Genomic DNA, 17,320 nt, shown 5'->3' with positions numbered 1-17,320 from the left:
GCTTGCCATCTGAGATGGTTCGCTCTGTCTGAGGCCATGCACCATGCCTGAGGGCTTCATGATCTGGAGCAGGCCGGGCCCGGGCCAAAACCGGGCGAAAATAGCAGTTTCACCGGGAAGCGGGCACAGGCGCGGTTTCCGGCATGGTGCTGGCGCCGCAGGCGGCCGGCCTCTTTTCCTATTGGATCCATGTTCCCCTTTTCTTCTCGCAGCAAAATGTCAGACGCACCCGAAGCGACCCCGGTCCAGGCCAAAACCAGCGAGCCGCATCCCCTCGATGCGTTGACAGGCGGTGCCTTCTCGGCCGCCACTTCTGGCGAGCGGTCAGCGCGCATCCGGGAGTGGCTTGCCACCCAGCCTGCCACCGACAAGCTGCAGGAGGTGTTCAAGGAACTGAGCGCGCGTGACAAGGGTGCCGCGCGCGCCGTGCGCGAACGCCTGGATGAAATCCGGCGCGCCGAGGGGCAAGAGGCCATCGCGGCCGAATGGGCGGCGAAGGCCGAGGCGCTTTTGGCGGCCCCCAAGCTGAACATTGCCGATGCACTGGCCTGGCAGCGCGACGCCGCCAAGGCCGGGGCGCCTCTGTCGCGTGAACCGCTGTCGGTGCTCAAGGCGCAATTGAACGACCGCGTGAAGACCATTGAAGATCTGCAGCACCGCGTGCAGGTGCAGCGCGAGGCGGCGGTGCTGCTGGCGCAGCGTATCGAGGTGCTGTCCACCAAGCCTTGGAAGGACGCGCAATCGGCGCTCGAGCTGCTGAGCGCCGATGTGGGCCGCTGGCAGGAACAGGCGCAGGAACTGGCGGGCGATGCCGCCTGGCCCAGCGTGGAGGCTCGCTTTCCCGCCTTGCTGGAGTCCTCGCGCACGCAGCTGTTGGTGGTGTGGGAGGCCTTCCAGTCGGCGCTGGCGCAGACGGTTGCCGCCGCGCAGGATGAGTCCGCCCCATTGCCACCCGTGCCGGTGTGGGCCGATGAGTTGCGCGTTGCGCGTGGGCAGCCGGCGGAAGCTGCCGCCGGCCAACCTGCTGCGCGTGTGGGCGCTGGCAAGCCGAAGGTGGACCCTGAAGTGCGTGAGAAAGCCATGCAGGCCGTGCGCGAAGCCCTGGCCAAGCTGGAGCAGGAGACCGTGCAAGGACATGGCAAGGCCAGTGTTGGCGCCGCCGCGGCACTGCGCGCCGTGCTGAAGGTGCATGGCCGGCTGATCGACGGCGATCTGGAGCAGAAGGTGCATGCCGCCCTGGTTGCGGCCGGTGAACTGGAGGGCTGGCAGCGCTGGAGCGCCGATCAACTGCGCGAAGATCTGCTCGCGCGTGCCGAAGCCCTGCTGCGCCGCCCGGAAGGGCAGGCCATTGGCGGGCGCAAGATGCAGGAAACGCTGCGCCAGTTGCGTGAGCAGTGGAAGCAGGCCGACCAAGGTGCACCGGCGAACCATGCGCTGTGGAAGAAATTCGACGAGGCCTGCAATGCGGCCCATAAGGTGGTCGAGGCCTGGCTGGAAAAGGTGCGCGCCGAAGGGGCCGAGCACCGCGCGCAACGCATGGCCCTGGTCGAAGAGGTCAAGGCCTGGGCGCAGGAACAGGCGGGTGCGGCGGCCTCTGATTGGAAGGCCGTGAACCGCGCGCTGCACCAGTTCGGCGAGCGTTGGCGCCTGGGCGGCCACGTGAGCGAGAAGGTTTTCGCCGAATTGCAACCCCTGTGGAAGCAGGCGCTGGCGCTGGCCGCGGCGCCGCTGGAGGCCGCGCAGAAGGCCAGCCTGGAGTTGCGCCACGCCATGATCGAGGAAGCCGCGTCCCTGGGAGCGGCGCCCTCGCTGCGCATCGATGCCATCAAGGCGCTGCAGCAGCGCTGGCAGGCGGAGGCGCAGTCGGTGCCTCTGGACCGCAGGCAGGAGCAGAAGCTGTGGGATGCCTTCCGCAAGCCCATAGACGAAGCCTTCAACCGCAAGTCGGCAGAGCGCGGCCGCCAGGCCGTGGAGTTGGGCGCGCGTGACCGTGCGGTGCTGGACGCCTCCAAGGCCCTGGAGGCCGCCAACGCATCGGGGGATGCACAGCAGATTCGTGCGGCCATGGCCGCGCTGGAGCTGGCCATCAAGGAGCAGGCGAACAAGGGCGCAGGGGCGGATGATTCTGATAAAAATCAGCCGCTTGCCCAGGAGGGGCAAGCGCAAGCAGCTATTGATTCAGGAGCGAGTGCAGCGGGCGACGTTGCAGATGGCGAGACGGCCGTGGCCCGGACTCCGGCGCGCCTGGTGGTGGCGGTGCGTGGCGATGACCGTCCGGGCATGCGCAAGTCCACGCCGGCGCCGGAGGTGCGTGGCGGCCGCGCAGCAGGCGAACGCCGCGATCGACGTGATGGACGCGGCCCGCGGGAGGGCATGGGACGTGAGCGTGGCCGCGAGGCCGCGGGTGAACGCGGCCCGCGCTTGGGCGATGCCGCATTCCGTGCGCAGCGTGATGCCATGGACCATGCGCAATTGGCCCTGCGCAAGCTGGCGGCGCAGGCCCATGGCGAGGCGATCACGCAGCTGATGTCGGCCTGGAAGGGCCGCGATGCCGAGCAGATGCCGAGCGTGCAGGAGCTGGGCGGCAAGGTCTCTGCCAGTGTGCGCACGGCATGGACCCAGGCCATTGGCGCACCTGCCGGAACCGGTGCCGATGCGGCGCAGGCCTTGCTGCGGCTGGAGATCGCTGCGGAAGTGCCCACGCCGGCCGATCAGCTCGCCGCGCGCCGTGCACTGCAGTTGCAGTTGCTCACGCGCCGCAATGACCCGGCACCGGCGCAGACCTGGGCGCAGGATGCGGCGCAGGTCTTTGCCGGCGTCGGCGACGAGGCCAGCGCACGCCGTCTTCAGAATGCACTGAAGGTGTTGTTGAGGAAGTGATGGCACCAAGCACGGCGATGGCATGGCCGTCCCGTGCAGTTCCGGCCCGCGCAGGCGGGCCCACCACGCCCGATGCGCTGCATCGGGCGTTTGTATTTCCAGTGATGGAGGGGGCAGGCCGGTGCTGCGCGGCTGCAGGCCCGACAGAAGGCCCCTTCTTGAAGCTGTTCAAACGACCGGGACGACCGCGATGAAAGTCCAGACGAAAAGCAAGAAAGTGAACAAGGCGTGGCTCAATGACCATGTCAACGACACTTACGTGAAGCTCGCGCAGAAAGAGGGCTACCGCGCGCGCGCGGCCTACAAGCTCAAGGAGATCGACGAGCAGCTCGGGCTCATCAAGCCGGGGCACACGGTGGTGGATCTGGGCGCGTCGCCCGGTGCGTGGAGCCAGTATGTCCGCCGGCGCCTGTCGCCGGGCGGCGCGGCCGTGGGTCAGCTCAATGGCACCATCATCGCGCTGGACATCCTGCCCATGGAGCCCATCGAGGGGGTGATGTTCCTGCAGGGGGACTTCCGTGAAGAGGCGGTGCTGGCGCAACTGCAGGAGGCGCTGCTGGGCCGTCCCGTGGACGTGGTGGTGTCGGACATGGCGCCCAATCTCTCGGGCGTGGAATCGGTGGATGCGGTGCGCATTGCCCATCTGATCGAACTGGCCGTCGACTTCTCCGTGCACCACCTGAGGCCTGAAGGCGCCCTGGTGGTCAAGCTGTTCCATGGCAGCGGCTATTCGCAGCTGGTGCAACTGTTCAAGGACACCTTCCGCGTGGTCAAGCCGATCAAGCCCAAGGCGTCGCGGGACAAATCATCCGAGACCTTCCTGGTAGGGATGGGGCTGAAGAAGGCCGCCTGAAAGGTGGTGCCGGGCCTGTGGTGACCATGGCCCGCACCGGGGTTAATGGGGGGCGCCCTCGGGTTGAAACGCCTAAAATGTTCCCCAAATGTGCTATGGCGTCTCCATGACACTGTCGTGGCCGCCCACCTACTTCTGAATCTGGAGTTCCGCTTGAACAATCAGTGGTTTTCAAAAGTCGCCGTCTGGCTGGTCATCGCCATGGTGCTCTTTACGGTGTTCAAACAGTTTGACACCCGTACCGGCGCGGGCACCGGAACCGTGGGCTACTCGGAATTCCTGGAAGAGGTGCGCAGCAACCGCATCAAGAGCGCCACGATCCAGGAAGGCCAGGGTGGCACCGAGATCGTGGCCCTCACCAACGATGATCGCCGCATCCGTACCACGGCCACCTATCTCGACCGGGGCCTGGTGGGCGACCTGATCAACAACAACGTCAAGTTCGACGTCAAGCCGCGCGAGGAAGGCTCGCTGCTCATGACGCTGCTCGTGAGTTGGGGGCCCATGCTGCTGCTGATCGGCGTGTGGGTGTACTTCATGCGCCAGATGCAGGGCGGCGGCAAGGGCGGCGCCTTCAGCTTCGGCAAGAGCAAGGCGCGCATGCTCGACGAGAACAACAACACCGTCACCTTTGCCGATGTGGCTGGCTGCGACGAGGCCAAGGAAGAAGTCAAGGAAGTCGTGGACTTCCTGAAGGACCCGCAGAAGTTCCAGAAGCTCGGCGGCCGCATTCCGCGCGGCCTGCTGCTGGTGGGCCCCCCGGGTACCGGCAAGACGCTGCTGGCCAAGTCCATCGCGGGCGAGGCCAAGGTGCCGTTCTTCAGCATCTCGGGCTCCGACTTCGTGGAGATGTTCGTCGGCGTGGGCGCGGCCCGCGTGCGCGACATGTTCGAGAACGCCAAGAAGAACGCCCCCTGCATCATCTTCATCGACGAAATCGACGCCGTGGGCCGCCAGCGTGGCGCAGGCCTGGGTGGCGGCAACGATGAGCGCGAGCAGACGCTGAACCAGATGCTGGTCGAGATGGACGGTTTCGAGACCAACCTCGGCGTGATCGTGGTCGCGGCCACCAACCGCCCCGACATCCTGGACGCGGCCCTGCTGCGCCCCGGCCGCTTCGACCGCCAGGTCTATGTGACGCTGCCCGACATCCGCGGCCGCGAGCAGATCCTGGGTGTGCACATGCGCAAGATTCCCGTGGGCCAGGACGTGAACCCGGCCATCATCGCCCGCGGCACGCCCGGCATGTCGGGCGCCGACCTGGCCAACCTGTGCAACGAGGCGGCCCTCATGGCCGCGCGCCGCAACGCGCGCACCGTGGAGATGCAGGACTTCGAGAAGGCCAAGGACAAGATCATCATGGGCCCCGAGCGCAAGAGCATGGTTATGCCCGAGGAGGAGCGTCGCAACACGGCCTACCATGAGGCCGGCCACGCGCTCATCGGCAAGCTGCTGCCCAAGTGCGACCCCGTGCACAAGGTCACCATCATTCCGCGCGGCCGCGCCTTGGGCGTGACTATGAGCCTGCCCGAGAAGGACCGCTACTCCTACGACAAGGAGTACATGCTGAACCAGATCGCCATGCTGTTCGGCGGCCGCATCGCCGAGGAAGTGTTCATGAACCAGATGACCACGGGCGCGAGCAACGACTTCGAGCGCGCCACCTCCATCGCCCGCGACATGGTCACGCGCTACGGCATGAGCGAGGCGCTGGGCCCCATGGTCTATGCCGAGAACGAGGGTGAAGTCTTCCTGGGCCGCTCGGTCACCAAGACCACCAACATGAGCGAGCAGACCATGGAGAAGGTGGACGCCGAGGTGCGCCGCATCATCGACGAGCAGTACGCCCTGGCGCGCGGCCTCATCGAGGACAACCAGGACAAGATGCACGCCATGGCCAAGGCTATGCTCGAATGGGAAACCATTGACGCCGAGCAGCTCGACGACATCATGGCTGGCCGCGAGCCCCGTCCCCCCAAGGACTGGACGCCGCGCACGCCGTCGTCTGGCGGCGACGGATCGAGCGGCGGCACGCCGGCCGTCAAGCCCGATCCGGCACCCTCTGCGGCCTGACGCGGCCGCCTGCGATCAACGGGGCCTTGCGCCCCGTTTTTTGTGCCTTCCCCATCTTTTTCCGTCTCCCCGCGCATGCTCTGGCAAACCACCCGCTTCGACGTGAACCTGGCTCGTCCGCAGGTCATGGGGATCGTCAATGTGACCCCCGACTCCTTCTCCGACGGCGGCCGGCATGCCGGCACGGCCGCGGCGCTGCGCCACTGCGAACAGCTGCTCAAGGATGGGGCGGACATCCTGGACATCGGCGGCGAATCGACCCGCCCCGGCAGCCCGGCCGTGCCGCTGGCCGAGGAGCTGGCGCGCGTCGTGCCCTTGGTGCGCGAGGCCGTGGGCCTGGGCGTGCCCGTTTCCGTGGACACCTACAAGCCCGTGGTCATGCAGGCCGCGCTGGATCTGGGGGCCGATATCGTCAACGACATCTGGGCCCTGCGGCAGCCGGGGGCGGCAGAGATCGTTGCGCGCCACCCGCGCAGCGGCGTGTGCCTGATGCACATGCACCGCGATCCGCAGACCATGCAAAGCATGCCCATGGCGGGTGACGTGGTGCCTCAGGTGCTCTTGTTTTTGGAGCGCTCTGCGCATGATCTGCGGGCGCAGGGGGTCGATAAGGCTCGTATCGTTCTGGATGCGGGCATTGGCTTCGGCAAAACCGTGGAACAGAATTTCGCGCTGCTGGCCCGCCAGGCGGAGCTGCTGGCCCTGGGCTATCCGCTGCTGGCGGGCTGGTCGCGCAAGTCGTCCCTGGGCAGCGTGACGGGATTGCCCGTGGAGGAGCGCCTGGCCCCCAGCGTGGCGGCGGCGGTGCTGGCGGTGGAGCGGGGCGCGCGCATCGTGCGCGTGCATGATGTGCGCGAGACGGCGGCGGCGCTGGCCGTCTGGCGTGCGATGCAGCAGCAAGATACAGGCCCTGGCGGCGCAGGTGCGGCGACAGGCACTCATGGATGAGGAGAACATGGCAATGACCCGCAAATACTTTGGTACCGACGGCATCCGCGGCACGGTGGGCGAAGCCCCCATCACCCCCGACTTCGTGCTGCGCCTGGCGCATGCGGTGGGGCGTGTGCTGCGCCGCGAGGAGGAGCGCCCCACGGTGCTGATCGGCAAGGACACGCGGATTTCCGGCTACATGCTGGAGAGCGCGCTGGAGTCGGGCTTCAATTCGGCGGGGGTGGACGTGGTGCTGCTCGGCCCGCTGCCCACGCCGGGCGTGGCCTACCTCACGCGCGCGCAGCGTGCCAGCCTGGGCGTGGTCATCAGCGCCAGCCACAACCCCTATCCGGACAACGGCATCAAGTTCTTCAGCGCCCAGGGCACCAAGCTGCCGGATAGCTGGGAGGAAGAGGTGGAGGCCGCGCTGGAACAGCCGCCCGTGTGGGCCGACTCCGCCTCGCTGGGCCGGGCGCGCCGGTTGGACGATGCGGCGGGGCGCTACATCGAGTTCTGCAAGAGCACCTTCGCGCACGACCTCACGCTGCGGGGGCTGAAAATCGTGGTGGATGCCGCGCATGGCGCGGCCTACCAGATCGCGCCCAAGGTGTTCCATGAACTCGGCGCCGAGGTCATGGCCATCGGCTGCGCGCCCGACGGCCTCAACATCAACGACGAGGTGGGCGCCACCCATCCCGACGCGCTGGTGCGCGCCGTGCGTGCCAACCATGCCGACTATGGCATTGCGCTCGACGGCGACGCCGATCGCCTGCAGATGGTGGATGCCGCGGGGCGTCTGTACAACGGTGACGAGCTGCTGTACCTGATGGCGGCCGATCGCCTGGGGCGCGACGAGCATGTGCCCGGCGTGGTGGGCACGCTGATGACCAACATGGCGGTGGAAGAGGCGCTGCTGCGCCGTGGCGTCAAGTTCCTGCGCACCAAGGTGGGCGACCGCTACGTGCTGGAGGAGCTGCAGCGCCAGCGCTGGCTGCTGGGCGGCGAGGGGTCGGGCCATCTGCTGGCGCTGGACTGCCACACCACGGGCGACGGCCTGATCAGCGCTCTGCAGGTGCTGCAGGCCTGCGTGCGCAGCGAGAAAACCCTGGCGCAGCTGCTGGCCGATGTGCCGCTGTTCCCGCAGGTGCTGCTCAATGTCCGCCTGAGCCCCGAACAGGACTGGAAGACCAATGCCCTGCTGACTCAGGTGACCCGCGAGGTGGAGGCCGAGCTGGATGGCAATGGCCGCGTGCTGGTGCGCGCCAGCGGCACCGAGCCGCTGCTGCGCGTGATGGTGGAGGCGCGGGATGCGGACCAGGCCAGCCGCTGCGCCCAGCGCTTGGCGGATGCGGCCCGCGCCGGATGAAGGCTGCGGCTAAGCCGGTATATTCGCTATTAAAATAATAGCTGTTGGCGCTTTTTGCATAAGCGCTAGAGCCGGTTTTTATTATATTCAGGCACAGGGGCGCAGCAGGTAGCGCTCCAGGTTCGCAGCAGCCAGGGGGCGGCTGAAGTAATAGCCCTGCGCCTCATCGCAGCCCTGGGCCCGCAGGAAGGCCAGCTGGTCCGCCGTCTCCACGCCCTCGGCCGTGGTGCGCATGCCCAGGGCCTGCGCCATGCGGATGATGGCGCTGACGATGGCGCGGTCGTTGCCATCGTGGTCCAGGTCCCGCACGAAGGACTGGTCGATTTTCAGCCGGTAGATCTGGAAGCGCTTGAGCTGACTCAGCGACGAATAGCCCGTGCCAAAGTCGTCCATGGAAAGGCGCACCCCTTTGGCGTACAGCTGGTCCATGGTGGCGATCGCCGCGTGAGGGTCGTCCACCGCCACGTTTTCGGTCAGCTCCAGCTCCAGCATGTGCGGCGCAATGGCGTATTCGGCGAGCAGGCGGTCCACCAGTTCCAGTAGCTGGGGCTGGCGAAACTGCGCGGCCGACAGGTTGACGGCCATGGTGAGGTGCGTCAGCCCCGCGGCATGCCAGGCCCGCAGCTGCGCGAGCGCGGTGCGCAGCACCCATTCGCCGATGGGGAGGATATGGCCGCTGTCTTCGGCCACCGGAATGAATTCCGCCGGCGACACCGAGCCCAGTTCGGGATGGTTCCAGCGCAGCAAGGCCTCCACGCTGCACACGGTGCCCGTGGAAATCGAGACCTGCGGCTGGTAGTGCAGCGAGAGCTGGTTGCGCTCCAGCGCCCTGCGCAGGGCGTTGTTCAGCTGCAGCGCGCGCGCAGACTGCTCCTGCATCTGCGGCGAGAAGAAGCGAAAGCTGTTGCGCCCGTCGGCCTTGGCCCGGTACATGGCCGTGTCGGCCGACTGGATGAGCGCCTCGAAATCGTGGCCGTGCTCGGGGTACAGGGCAATGCCCATGGACAGCGCGAGAGAGAGTTCGTGGTGCCCGAGCTGCACGGGCAGCAGCGCAGCCTCCTGCATCTTGGCGGCGACGCGCGCCGCGCCCTGCGCGTTGGCGCCCGGCAGCAGCAGCACGAATTCGTCGCCGCCCAGGCGGGCGACGGTGTCGCGCTCGCGCACGGTGCCGCGCAGGCGCCGGGCGATCTCCACCAGCAGGGCATCGCCCACGCGGTGACCCAGCGAGTCGTTGACATGCTTGAAGTTGTCCAGGTCGAGGAACATGACCGCCAGGGGCGTGCCGTTCTCCTGCGCACGCCGGATCGCGTCCTGGCCCCGCTCGGCCAGCAGCACGCGGTTGGGGAGCGCCGTCAGGGCATCGTAGTGCGCCATCCAGTGGATGCGCTCCTGGTCGCGCTGGCGATCCTCGATCTGGCGGTGCAGGTTGTTCACCGTTTCGCGCAGTTCGCGCGTGCGGTCGCGCACCTGCTGCTCCAGTTCGCCATGCACCTGCGCCAGCTTGGCCTGGATGCGCAGCCGTTCGCTGACATCCATGACGATCCAGATGGAGCCTTGCGCCAGGTTCAGCGGGTCGACGGCCTTGCTGCGAATCTCGCAGACGATGGCACGCCCATCCTTGGAGCGCAGGGTCATCTGGCCCTCGAACCCCAGGCCCATGGCCAGCGGGGCATAGCAGCGCACGCCAGCCTCCTGCCAGTCGGCGTCGCTCTGGTACCAGCACCGGGACGATGCGCCGATCAGCTCGCCGGGCGCGTAGCCCAGGATCTGCTCAAAGTGGCGGTTGCAGCGGGTGAGGTGCCGCTCCCGCAGGAACACGATGCCGACCATGGCGTTGTCGAACAGCAGCTGCTTCTCGCGCACGGCGGCATGGAGCTGGGCCTGGGCGTGCTTTTGCTCGTGGATGTCGTCGACGATCCAGATCGAGCCTTCGGTGCTGTCATCGGGGTTGATCAGCCGTCCCGTGAGATGGGCCCAGAACAGGCGGCCATTGCTGCGCCGGAGCTGACGCTCGGTGCGGTAGGCATGGCCGCGGGATAGCTCGGGGAACGCCGCGCGCCCCAGTTCGCGAAAGGCGTCGCGGTTGGGGTGCATGCCTTCGCTGCTGCGTCCCACGGCGTCTTCGGGGGAATCGAGCCCGAAGATCTCCGCATAGCGCTGGTTGCAGCGCACCACCGCGCGGTGCCGGATGAAGACAATGCCCACCCCCGCGCTGTCCAGCAGCGTTTGCTGTTCGCGCAGGATGCGTTGGAGTGCCGTTGGCGAAGCCTGCCCGGGCTCGGGTGCCAAGGCGGCTGGCAGGTGGGACATGGACGGGAGTGGTCCGACGGAGGGATGAAAGAAAGGTCGTTATTTGTACCAAATTGTATATAAACCTGTAAACCGGCTTCCTGAGGGGTGATATGGGGACGATCGGGGGCCAACGCGCGTGGTATCGGGCAGGGGTGACACGCCATCGACATGAACGCGACACCGCGGTGTCATGCGCCATGGGCACAGTGCCAGGCATGGGAGCGGAGGCTTGGGCCGTGGGACGGCCTCATCCGCCCCTCGTGCAACCAGGAGTGCCGAATGAGCGATCTGCCAAACCCCACCATGCCCCTGAGCCCCGTCAGTCTTCCCAGGGGGTCACTTCACCGCCCATGCAGCACGGAGGGTGTGGGCATCAGTACGCCAGCGCGCGGCGGGGTGGAGGTGGCGTGGGCGCGGCACCTCGATGAAGTCCGCGAAGCACAGCGACTGAGGTTCGAGGTCTTCGCGTCTGAAATGGGCGCGCGCCTGCAGACGGCCATTGCCGGGCACGACGTGGATCTGTTCGACGACTATTGCGAGCATCTGCTGGTGCGCGATGCGCAGACGCAGCAGGTGGTCGGCACCTACCGCGTGCTCACGCCGGCCCAGGCCAAGCGCGTGGGCAGCACCTACAGCGACACCGAGTTCGATCTGACGCGCCTGCGTGGCCTGCGCGAGCGCATGGTGGAGCTGGGTCGCAGCTGCGTGCACCCGGACCATCGTCATGGCGGCGTGATTCTGGCGCTGTGGGGGGCGCTGGCTGACTTCATGACGCGCAACCAGCTCGACACCATGATCGGTTGCGCCAGCATCCCCATGCTGCATGGCGGCATCGTGACGGGCGACGTGGCCGCCAGCATCTGGCACCAGCTGCGCCAGACGCATTTGGCGCCGATCGAATACCACGTGCTGCCCCGCCTGGCGTTGCCGGTGGAGCACCTGGATGGCAGCATGCAGGTCGAGCCCCCGGCACTCATCAAGGGATATCTGCGCCTGGGCGCGAAGATCCTCGGCGCGCCAGCCTGGGACCCCGACTTCAACACGGCCGACCTGCCCATGCTCATGCGCCTGGCCGATCTGCCGCCGCGCTACCGCAAGCACTTCCTGGGGAGTTGAACCGGAGCCTTCCATCGTGAAGAATGACAGGGTGCGCATCATGTGTGACAGAACAATGTCTTTGTCATGAATGTGTCACCTGCATGACTAATACTGGATGGCGTTCCTTTCTCACCCGGTTGTATTCCTCATGTCACCCTTTCAGTCTTCGCCCGTGTCCGTTGAACGTGCTGCGGAGCCGCAGGATCGGGTAGAGGTGGGTGAACTGGCCGTGGAATCGACCCCGGCGGTCCCCGTGGCGCCTTTCCAGTTGCTGGACCGTGACCACAGCATCCTGGCCTTCAACGAGCGCGTGCTCGACTGGGCCGTCCGCGAAGATGTGCCGTTGCTGGAGCGCCTGCGCTACCTGTGCATCGTGTCGTCGAACCTCGACGAGTTCTTCGAGGTGCGGGCCGCGGCCCATCTGGCGGCTGCAGAGGGCGGGGGAGCCAAGGACGGCTACGGCCTCCATTCCTTCGAGGCGCTGGCGGTCAAGGCCCATGAGCTGGTGGCGCGGCAGTATGCGCTGTACAACGACTCGCTGACGCCCGCCTTCGCGGCGCGTGGCATACGCATCGTGTCGCACGGTGAGCGCACCGCGGCGCAGCGGCGCTGGGTGCGTGACTATTTCCAGCGCGACGTGCGGCCGCTGCTGATCCCCGTGGGACTGGACCCGGCCCATCCGTTCCCCCAGGTGGCCAACAAATCCCTGAATTTCATCGTCCGCCTGCGGGGGGGCGACGCCTTCGGGCGCGAAAACGAAATCGCCATCGTCAAGATACCGCGCGTGCTGCCGCGAATCATGCGGCTGCCCGCCCATGCGGCCCCCGCGGGCATGCAGTTCGTCAGCCTCTCCAGCATCATCCGCACGCATCTGGCGGAGCTGTTTCCGGGGCGGGAGGTGTGCGAGTTCTCGCAGTTCCGCGTGACCCGCCATTCGGACCTGGCGGTGGATGAAGAGGATGTGCGCAATCTGCGCACCGCGCTGCGCCAGGGGCTGCAGCACCGGCATTTCGGGCAGGCCGTCCGGCTGGAGGTGTCTTCGGGCTGTTCACGCTTTCTTGCGGACTTTCTGCAGTCGCAGTTCGGCTTGCCCGCTGCGGCGCTGTACCGGGTCCATGGGCCGGTCAATCTGGTGCGGCTGGTGCAGATGGTGGAGCTCATCAACGACCCGGCGTTGCTTTTTCCGCCCTGGCGCCCGTCGTGGCCCGTGCAGCTGCCGCGCTCCACGTCGATCATGGCGGAGATGCGTCGCCGGGACTTGCTCATTCACCAGCCGTTCGAGAGTTTCGAGGGCGTGCTGGCCTTCCTGCGCGAGGCGGTGAACGATCCCCAGGTCCTGGCCATAAAGCAGACCATTTACCGGACGGGCTCGGATTCGGAGCTCATGGAACTGCTGCGCGAGGCGGTGCGCCGCGGCAAGGAAGTGACGGCCGTGGTGGAGCTCAAGGCGCGTTTCGACGAAGAGGCCAACATCAACTGGGCCGAGGCGCTGGAGTCGATCGGTGCGCAGGTGGTGTACGGCGTCGTGGGGCTCAAGACCCACGCCAAGATGCTGCTGGTGACGCGGCGCGAGGGAAACCGCCTGCGGCGCTATGGGCACCTGTCCACCGGCAACTACAACCCGCGGACCGCGCGCCTGTACACCGATCTCAGCTACCTGACGGCCAACGCGGAGCTCACCGCGGACATGGATACGGTCTTCGACCATCTGGCCAACCAGAACCGCCTGCCCAAGCTGCACCAACTGGTGATCGCGCCATTCGATCTGCATCGTTGCCTGATCGAGAAGATCGACGCAGCGGGACTTGCCGCCGAGCGGGGCGAGGGCGGGCGCATCGTCGCCAAGATGAATGCCCTGACCGACGAGGCGTTGATCCATGCGCTCATGCGTGCGGCGCAGTGCGGCGCAAGCGTGGACCTCATCGTGCGCGGCGCCTGCATGCTGCCCGCCCAGGTACCCGGCCTGACCGCCAACATCCGTGTGCGCTCGGTCATCGGGCGCTTTCTCGAACATACGCGGGTGTTCTATTTCCGCAGCGGTGCGCAGGAGGACCTGTACTTGTCCAGCGCGGACTGGATGAACCGCAACATGCTGCGCCGCGTGGAGCTGGCATGGCCCGTCACCGACAAGAAGCTGCGCCAGCGCATCATCGACGAGTGTCTGGTGGCCTATTTGTACGATGACCGCGACGCCTGGAATCTGGAACCTGACGGCCGCTACTCCCGCGCGCCCCGGGCCCTGGATGGCACGGGCGCCCAGAATGCACTCATGGCGCGCTACGCGCCCATGGCGGCGGGTACGGCCGCTCCTCGGAATGGAAGCACATGATGGATCTCATACTCTGGCGCCACGCCGAAGCGGAGGACCCTTCCGAGGAGGGGATGGATGTGGAACGGCCTCTGACCCACCGCGGCGAGAAACAGGCCGCGCGCATGGCGGTCTGGCTCGATAGGCAACTGCCCGATGGCCTGCGCGTGCTGGCCAGCCCGGCGCGCCGCACGGAGCAGACGGCCCGGGCACTGGGCCGCAAGTACAAGCTGCGCGCCGAGTTGCTGCCCGGCGGCAGCCCGGACGACCTGCTGGAACTGGCCCAGTGGCCCCGCTCCCGCGGCGCGGTACTCGTCGTGGGGCACCAGCCCATGCTGGGCCAGACGGTGGCCCGCTTGCTGGGCCTGCGCTCGGAGGATTGCTCCATCCGCAAGGGCGCGGTGTGGTGGCTGCGGCATCGCCAGCGGCAGGATGTCAGCGAAACCATCTTGCTGGCCGTGCAGTCTCCCGACTTCCTGTAGCTCCCCCGCCGATACACCACTCAGCCGGGCCGTGCCCGGCAGTGGCTTGGCGCCCGGGTGCCAGCCCTCAATGCACCTGCCTTCGGACGCTTGGCAGGGTTTCTTTATTCAAAAAATCGATAAATTAAAAAGAATATATTCTTTTGAGTTTTAAGTTGTCGTCTCGACAATGCATTGCATTCCTGCAACGTGGAGACGCACAGATGACCCCCGCCACCCAGATCAAGACCCTTTTCGCCGCGCTGGCCCTGGCCGCCAGCGGGCTGGCCTCGGCGCAGTCCCAAACGCTGCTCAACGTGTCCTACGACGTGGCGCGCGAGTTCTACAAGGACTACAACCAGGCCTTCGTCGTCCACTACAAGAAGACCAAGGGCGTGGACATCAAGGTGGACCAGGCCCATGGTGGCTCCAGCGCCCAGGCACGCGCCGTGAACGACGGCCTGGCCGCCGACGTGGTCACCTTCAACACCACGACCGACGTGCAGTTCTTGGCTGACAACGGCGTGGTGGCCAAGGACTGGGCCAAGAAGTTCCCGTACGACGCCTCGCCCACCACCTCGACCATGCTGTTCCTGGTGCGCAACGGCAACCCCAAGAACATCAAGGACTGGGGCGACCTGATCCGTCCCGACGTGAAGGTGGTGGTGGTCAATCCCAAGACCGGTGGCAACGGCCGCTATGCCTACCTGGGCGCCTGGGGTTCGGTGCGCGAAAAGGGCGGCACCGACGCGCAGGCGGCGGAGTTCGTGGGCAAGCTCTACAAGAACGTGCCCGTGCTGGCCAAGGGTGGGCGCGATGCCACGGCCACTTTCCTGCAGCGCAACATCGGCGATGTGCTGATCACCTTCGAGTCGGAAGTGGTGTCGGTCGAGCGCGAATTCGGCAAGGGCAAGGTCGATGCCGTGTACCCCTCGGTCAGCGTCACCGCCGAGAACCCCGTGGCCGTGGTGGAGCGCACGGTGGCCAAGAAGGGTACGGCCGAGCTGGCCAAGGCCTATCTGGACTACCTGTACTCGGACGAGGCGCAGGAGATCGCGGCCAAGCACGCCATCCGCCCGCGGTCGGAGGCCGTGCTCAAGAAGCACGCCGATCTGTTCAAGCCCATCCAGCAGTTCACCGTGGCCAAGTACTTCGGTTCGCTGACCGAGGCGCAGAAGGTGCACTTCAACGACGGCGGCCAGTTCGACAAGCTCTACGCGCCCGGCAAGTAAGGCAGGACCACAGTGACGACCTCGGTTGTTTCGCAGGGCGCCGCTGTGGCCGCATCGGGTGCCACCCGGCGCGGTCCGAAGCGGGTGCTGCCCGGCTTCGGGCTCACGCTGGGCTATACGCTGTTCTACCTGAGCATCATCGTGCTGGTGCCGCTGTCGGCCCTGCTGTTCAAGACCTTCGCGATGACCTGGCCGCAGTTCTGGGAGGCGGTGACGGCTCCGCGCGTGATGGCCTCGTACCGGCTTACCTTCGGCGCCTCGTTCATCGCCGCCTGCGTGAATCTGGTATTCGGCCTGCTGATCGCCTGGGTGCTGGTGCGCTACCAGTTTCCGGGCAAGAAGATCGTGGACGCGCTGGTGGACCTGCCGTTTGCGCTGCCCACGGCCGTGGCCGGCATCTCGCTCACGGCGCTGCTGGCGGGCAATGGCTGGGTTGGCCAGTACTTCGAGCCGCTGGGCATCCAGCTGGCCTTCAACCCGAACGGCGTGGTGATCGCGCTGATCTTCATCGGCCTGCCGTTCGTGGTGCGTACGGTGCAGCCGGTGCTGGAGGACAGCGAGAAGGAGCTGGAAGAGGCCGCCACCAGCCTGGGTGCCACGCGCTGGCAGATCTTCGCCAAGGTCATCCTGCCCGGCATCACGCCCGCGCTGCTCACCGGCTTTGCCATGGCTTTCGCGCGCGCCGTGGGCGAGTACGGCTCGGTCATCTTCATCGCCGGCAACATGCCCATGGTGTCCGAAATCACGCCGCTGATCATCATCGGCAAGCTGGAGCAGTACGACTACGCCGGCGCCACCGCCGTGGCCGTGGTGATGCTGGTCATTTCCTTCATCCTGCTGCTGGTCATCAACGCCTTGCAGGCCTGGCAGCGTCGCCACGCAGGAGCGCCCGCATGAGTGCCGCCGTTTCCAACCGCACCGCGCGCCGCGCCCGGGCTGGCACGACCGAGGCGCCCTGGGTTCGATGGACGCTGATCTCCATCGCCATGGTGTTCCTGCTGCTGTTCCTGGTGCTGCCGCTGGCGGCGGTGTTCACCGAGGCGCTGCGCAAGGGTGCGGATGCCTACCTGGCGGGCCTGCGCGAGCCCGACGCCTGGTCGGCCATCCAGCTCACGCTGCTCACGGCCGTGATCGCCGTGCCCCTGAACCTGGTGTTCGGCGTGGCCGCGGCCTGGTGCATCGCCAAGTACGAGTTCAAGGGCAAGGCCTTCCTCACCACGCTGATCGACCTGCCGTTTTCCATCTCGCCCGTGGTGGCGGGCCTGATGTACGTGCTGGTGTTCGGCGCCAACGGCTGGCTCGGCCCCTGGCTGGCCGAGCACGACATCAAGATCATCTTCGCGGTGCCGGGCATCGTGCTGGCCACCGTGTTCGTCACCTTTCCCTTCATTGCCCGCGAGCTGATCCCGCTGATGCAGGCCCAGGGCAGCGACGAGGAGCAGGCCGCCATCGTGCTGGGCGCCAGCGGCTGGCAGACCTTCTGGAAGGTGACGCTGCCCAACATCAAGTGGGGCCTGCTGTACGGCGTGATCCTGTGCAACGCGCGGGCCATGGGCGAGTTCGGCGCGGTGTCGGTGGTGTCGGGCCACATCCGCGGCCAGACCAACACCATTCCGCTGCACGTGGAGATTCTCTACAACGAATACCAGTCGGTCGCCGCGTTCGCTGCCGCCTCGCTGCTGGCCTTGCTGGCGCTGGTCACGCTGGTCATCAAGACCGTGGCCGAGTGGAAGAACGAGCAAGAGATGAAGGCCGCCGCCGCGCTGCCTCCTGAGCGTCCAAATGCACCGCAAGCCGCACCAGGACTGCGCTGAAAGCTATCACATC

Annotated in this window: 12 protein-coding genes; 11 read left to right on the top strand and 1 reads right to left on the bottom strand. The window is 66.7% G+C overall.

Annotation, left to right across the window (positions count from 1 at the left end; genetic code table 11):
• Positions 1-216: 216 nt before the first annotated feature.
• The 5 genes from BP68_RS02335 (at position 217) to glmM (ending at position 8,102) form a co-directional block, all read left to right on the top strand.
• Positions 217-2,880 (top strand): DUF349 domain-containing protein, encoded by a 2,664-nt coding sequence (locus BP68_RS02335; RefSeq protein WP_496368691.1) that lies wholly within the window; start codon positions 217-219, stop codon positions 2,878-2,880.
• Between the two features lie 190 nt (positions 2,881-3,070).
• A complete protein-coding gene (locus BP68_RS02330; protein ID WP_496368689.1) occupies positions 3,071-3,733 on the top strand; it encodes an RlmE family RNA methyltransferase in 663 nt (220 codons plus the stop codon).
• 153 nt (positions 3,734-3,886) lie between these two features.
• A complete protein-coding gene (gene ftsH, locus BP68_RS02325) occupies positions 3,887-5,806 on the top strand; it encodes an ATP-dependent zinc metalloprotease FtsH (protein WP_496368687.1) in 1,920 nt (639 codons plus the stop codon).
• Positions 5,807-5,881: 75 nt separating this feature from the next.
• Positions 5,882-6,754, top strand: a complete 873-nt coding sequence (gene folP, locus BP68_RS02320; RefSeq protein WP_496368685.1) for a dihydropteroate synthase — start codon at positions 5,882-5,884, stop codon at positions 6,752-6,754.
• 13 nt (positions 6,755-6,767) lie between these two features.
• Positions 6,768-8,102 carry a phosphoglucosamine mutase gene (gene glmM, locus BP68_RS02315; protein WP_496369054.1) on the top strand — a complete coding sequence of 445 codons (1,335 nt, stop codon included), beginning with the start codon at positions 6,768-6,770 and terminating at the stop codon, positions 8,100-8,102.
• An 87-nt stretch (positions 8,103-8,189) separates the two neighbouring features.
• On the opposite strand, the gene BP68_RS02310 is transcribed toward glmM, so the two are convergent.
• Positions 8,190-10,412, bottom strand: a complete 2,223-nt coding sequence (locus BP68_RS02310; RefSeq protein ID WP_496368683.1) for an EAL domain-containing protein — start codon at positions 10,410-10,412, stop codon at positions 8,190-8,192.
• Between the two features lie 261 nt (positions 10,413-10,673).
• On the opposite strand from BP68_RS02310, the gene BP68_RS02305 reads away from it, so the two are divergent.
• The 6 genes from BP68_RS02305 (at position 10,674) to cysW (ending at position 17,307) form a co-directional block, all read left to right on the top strand.
• Positions 10,674-11,510: a GNAT family N-acetyltransferase gene (locus BP68_RS02305; protein WP_496368681.1), complete on the top strand. Its 837-nt coding sequence runs from the start codon at positions 10,674-10,676 to the stop codon at positions 11,508-11,510.
• Positions 11,511-11,640: 130 nt separating this feature from the next.
• A complete protein-coding gene (gene ppk1 / locus BP68_RS02300) occupies positions 11,641-13,821 on the top strand; it encodes a polyphosphate kinase 1 (protein WP_496368679.1) in 2,181 nt (726 codons plus the stop codon).
• Complete coding sequence (locus BP68_RS02295; RefSeq protein ID WP_496368677.1) at positions 13,818-14,282, top strand: SixA phosphatase family protein; 465 nt, start codon at positions 13,818-13,820, stop codon at positions 14,280-14,282. Before ppk1 ends, BP68_RS02295 begins: the two co-directional genes overlap by 4 nt.
• Positions 14,283-14,485: 203 nt before the next feature.
• Positions 14,486-15,493, top strand: coding sequence for a sulfate ABC transporter substrate-binding protein (locus tag BP68_RS02290; RefSeq protein ID WP_496368675.1), 1,008 nt, complete (start codon positions 14,486-14,488; stop codon positions 15,491-15,493).
• 12 nt (positions 15,494-15,505) lie between these two features.
• Positions 15,506-16,390, top strand: a complete 885-nt coding sequence (gene cysT, locus BP68_RS02285; RefSeq protein ID WP_496368673.1) for a sulfate ABC transporter permease subunit CysT — start codon at positions 15,506-15,508, stop codon at positions 16,388-16,390.
• Positions 16,387-17,307 (top strand): sulfate ABC transporter permease subunit CysW, encoded by a 921-nt coding sequence (gene cysW, locus BP68_RS02280; protein ID WP_496368671.1) that lies wholly within the window; start codon positions 16,387-16,389, stop codon positions 17,305-17,307. The genes cysT and cysW overlap by 4 nt, the downstream gene beginning before the upstream one ends.
• The last annotated feature ends 13 nt before the right edge of the window (positions 17,308-17,320 follow it).

The sequence above is a fragment of the Diaphorobacter oryzae DSM 22780 genome, assembly GCF_059568935.1.
This window is presented reverse-complemented; position numbering and strand designations above follow the sequence as displayed.

Excerpts from the sequence above, each read along its gene's own strand:
- BP68_RS02335 (WP_496368691.1), top strand. The coding sequence starts at position 217 with ATGTCAGACGCACCCGAAGCGACCCCGGTCCAGGCCAAAACCAGCGAG.
- BP68_RS02330 (WP_496368689.1), top strand. The coding sequence starts at position 3,071 with ATGAAAGTCCAGACGAAAAGCAAGAAAGTGAACAAGGCGTGGCTCAAT.
- folP (WP_496368685.1), top strand. The coding sequence starts at position 5,882 with ATGCTCTGGCAAACCACCCGCTTCGACGTGAACCTGGCTCGTCCGCAG.
- glmM (WP_496369054.1), top strand. The coding sequence starts at position 6,768 with ATGACCCGCAAATACTTTGGTACCGACGGCATCCGCGGCACGGTGGGC.
- BP68_RS02310 (WP_496368683.1), bottom strand. The coding sequence starts at position 10,412 with ATGTCCCACCTGCCAGCCGCCTTGGCACCCGAGCCCGGGCAGGCTTCG.
- BP68_RS02305 (WP_496368681.1), top strand. The coding sequence starts at position 10,674 with ATGAGCGATCTGCCAAACCCCACCATGCCCCTGAGCCCCGTCAGTCTT.
- ppk1 (WP_496368679.1), top strand. The coding sequence starts at position 11,641 with ATGTCACCCTTTCAGTCTTCGCCCGTGTCCGTTGAACGTGCTGCGGAG.
- BP68_RS02295 (WP_496368677.1), top strand. The coding sequence starts at position 13,818 with ATGATGGATCTCATACTCTGGCGCCACGCCGAAGCGGAGGACCCTTCC.
- BP68_RS02290 (WP_496368675.1), top strand. The coding sequence starts at position 14,486 with ATGACCCCCGCCACCCAGATCAAGACCCTTTTCGCCGCGCTGGCCCTG.
- cysW (WP_496368671.1), top strand. The coding sequence starts at position 16,387 with ATGAGTGCCGCCGTTTCCAACCGCACCGCGCGCCGCGCCCGGGCTGGC.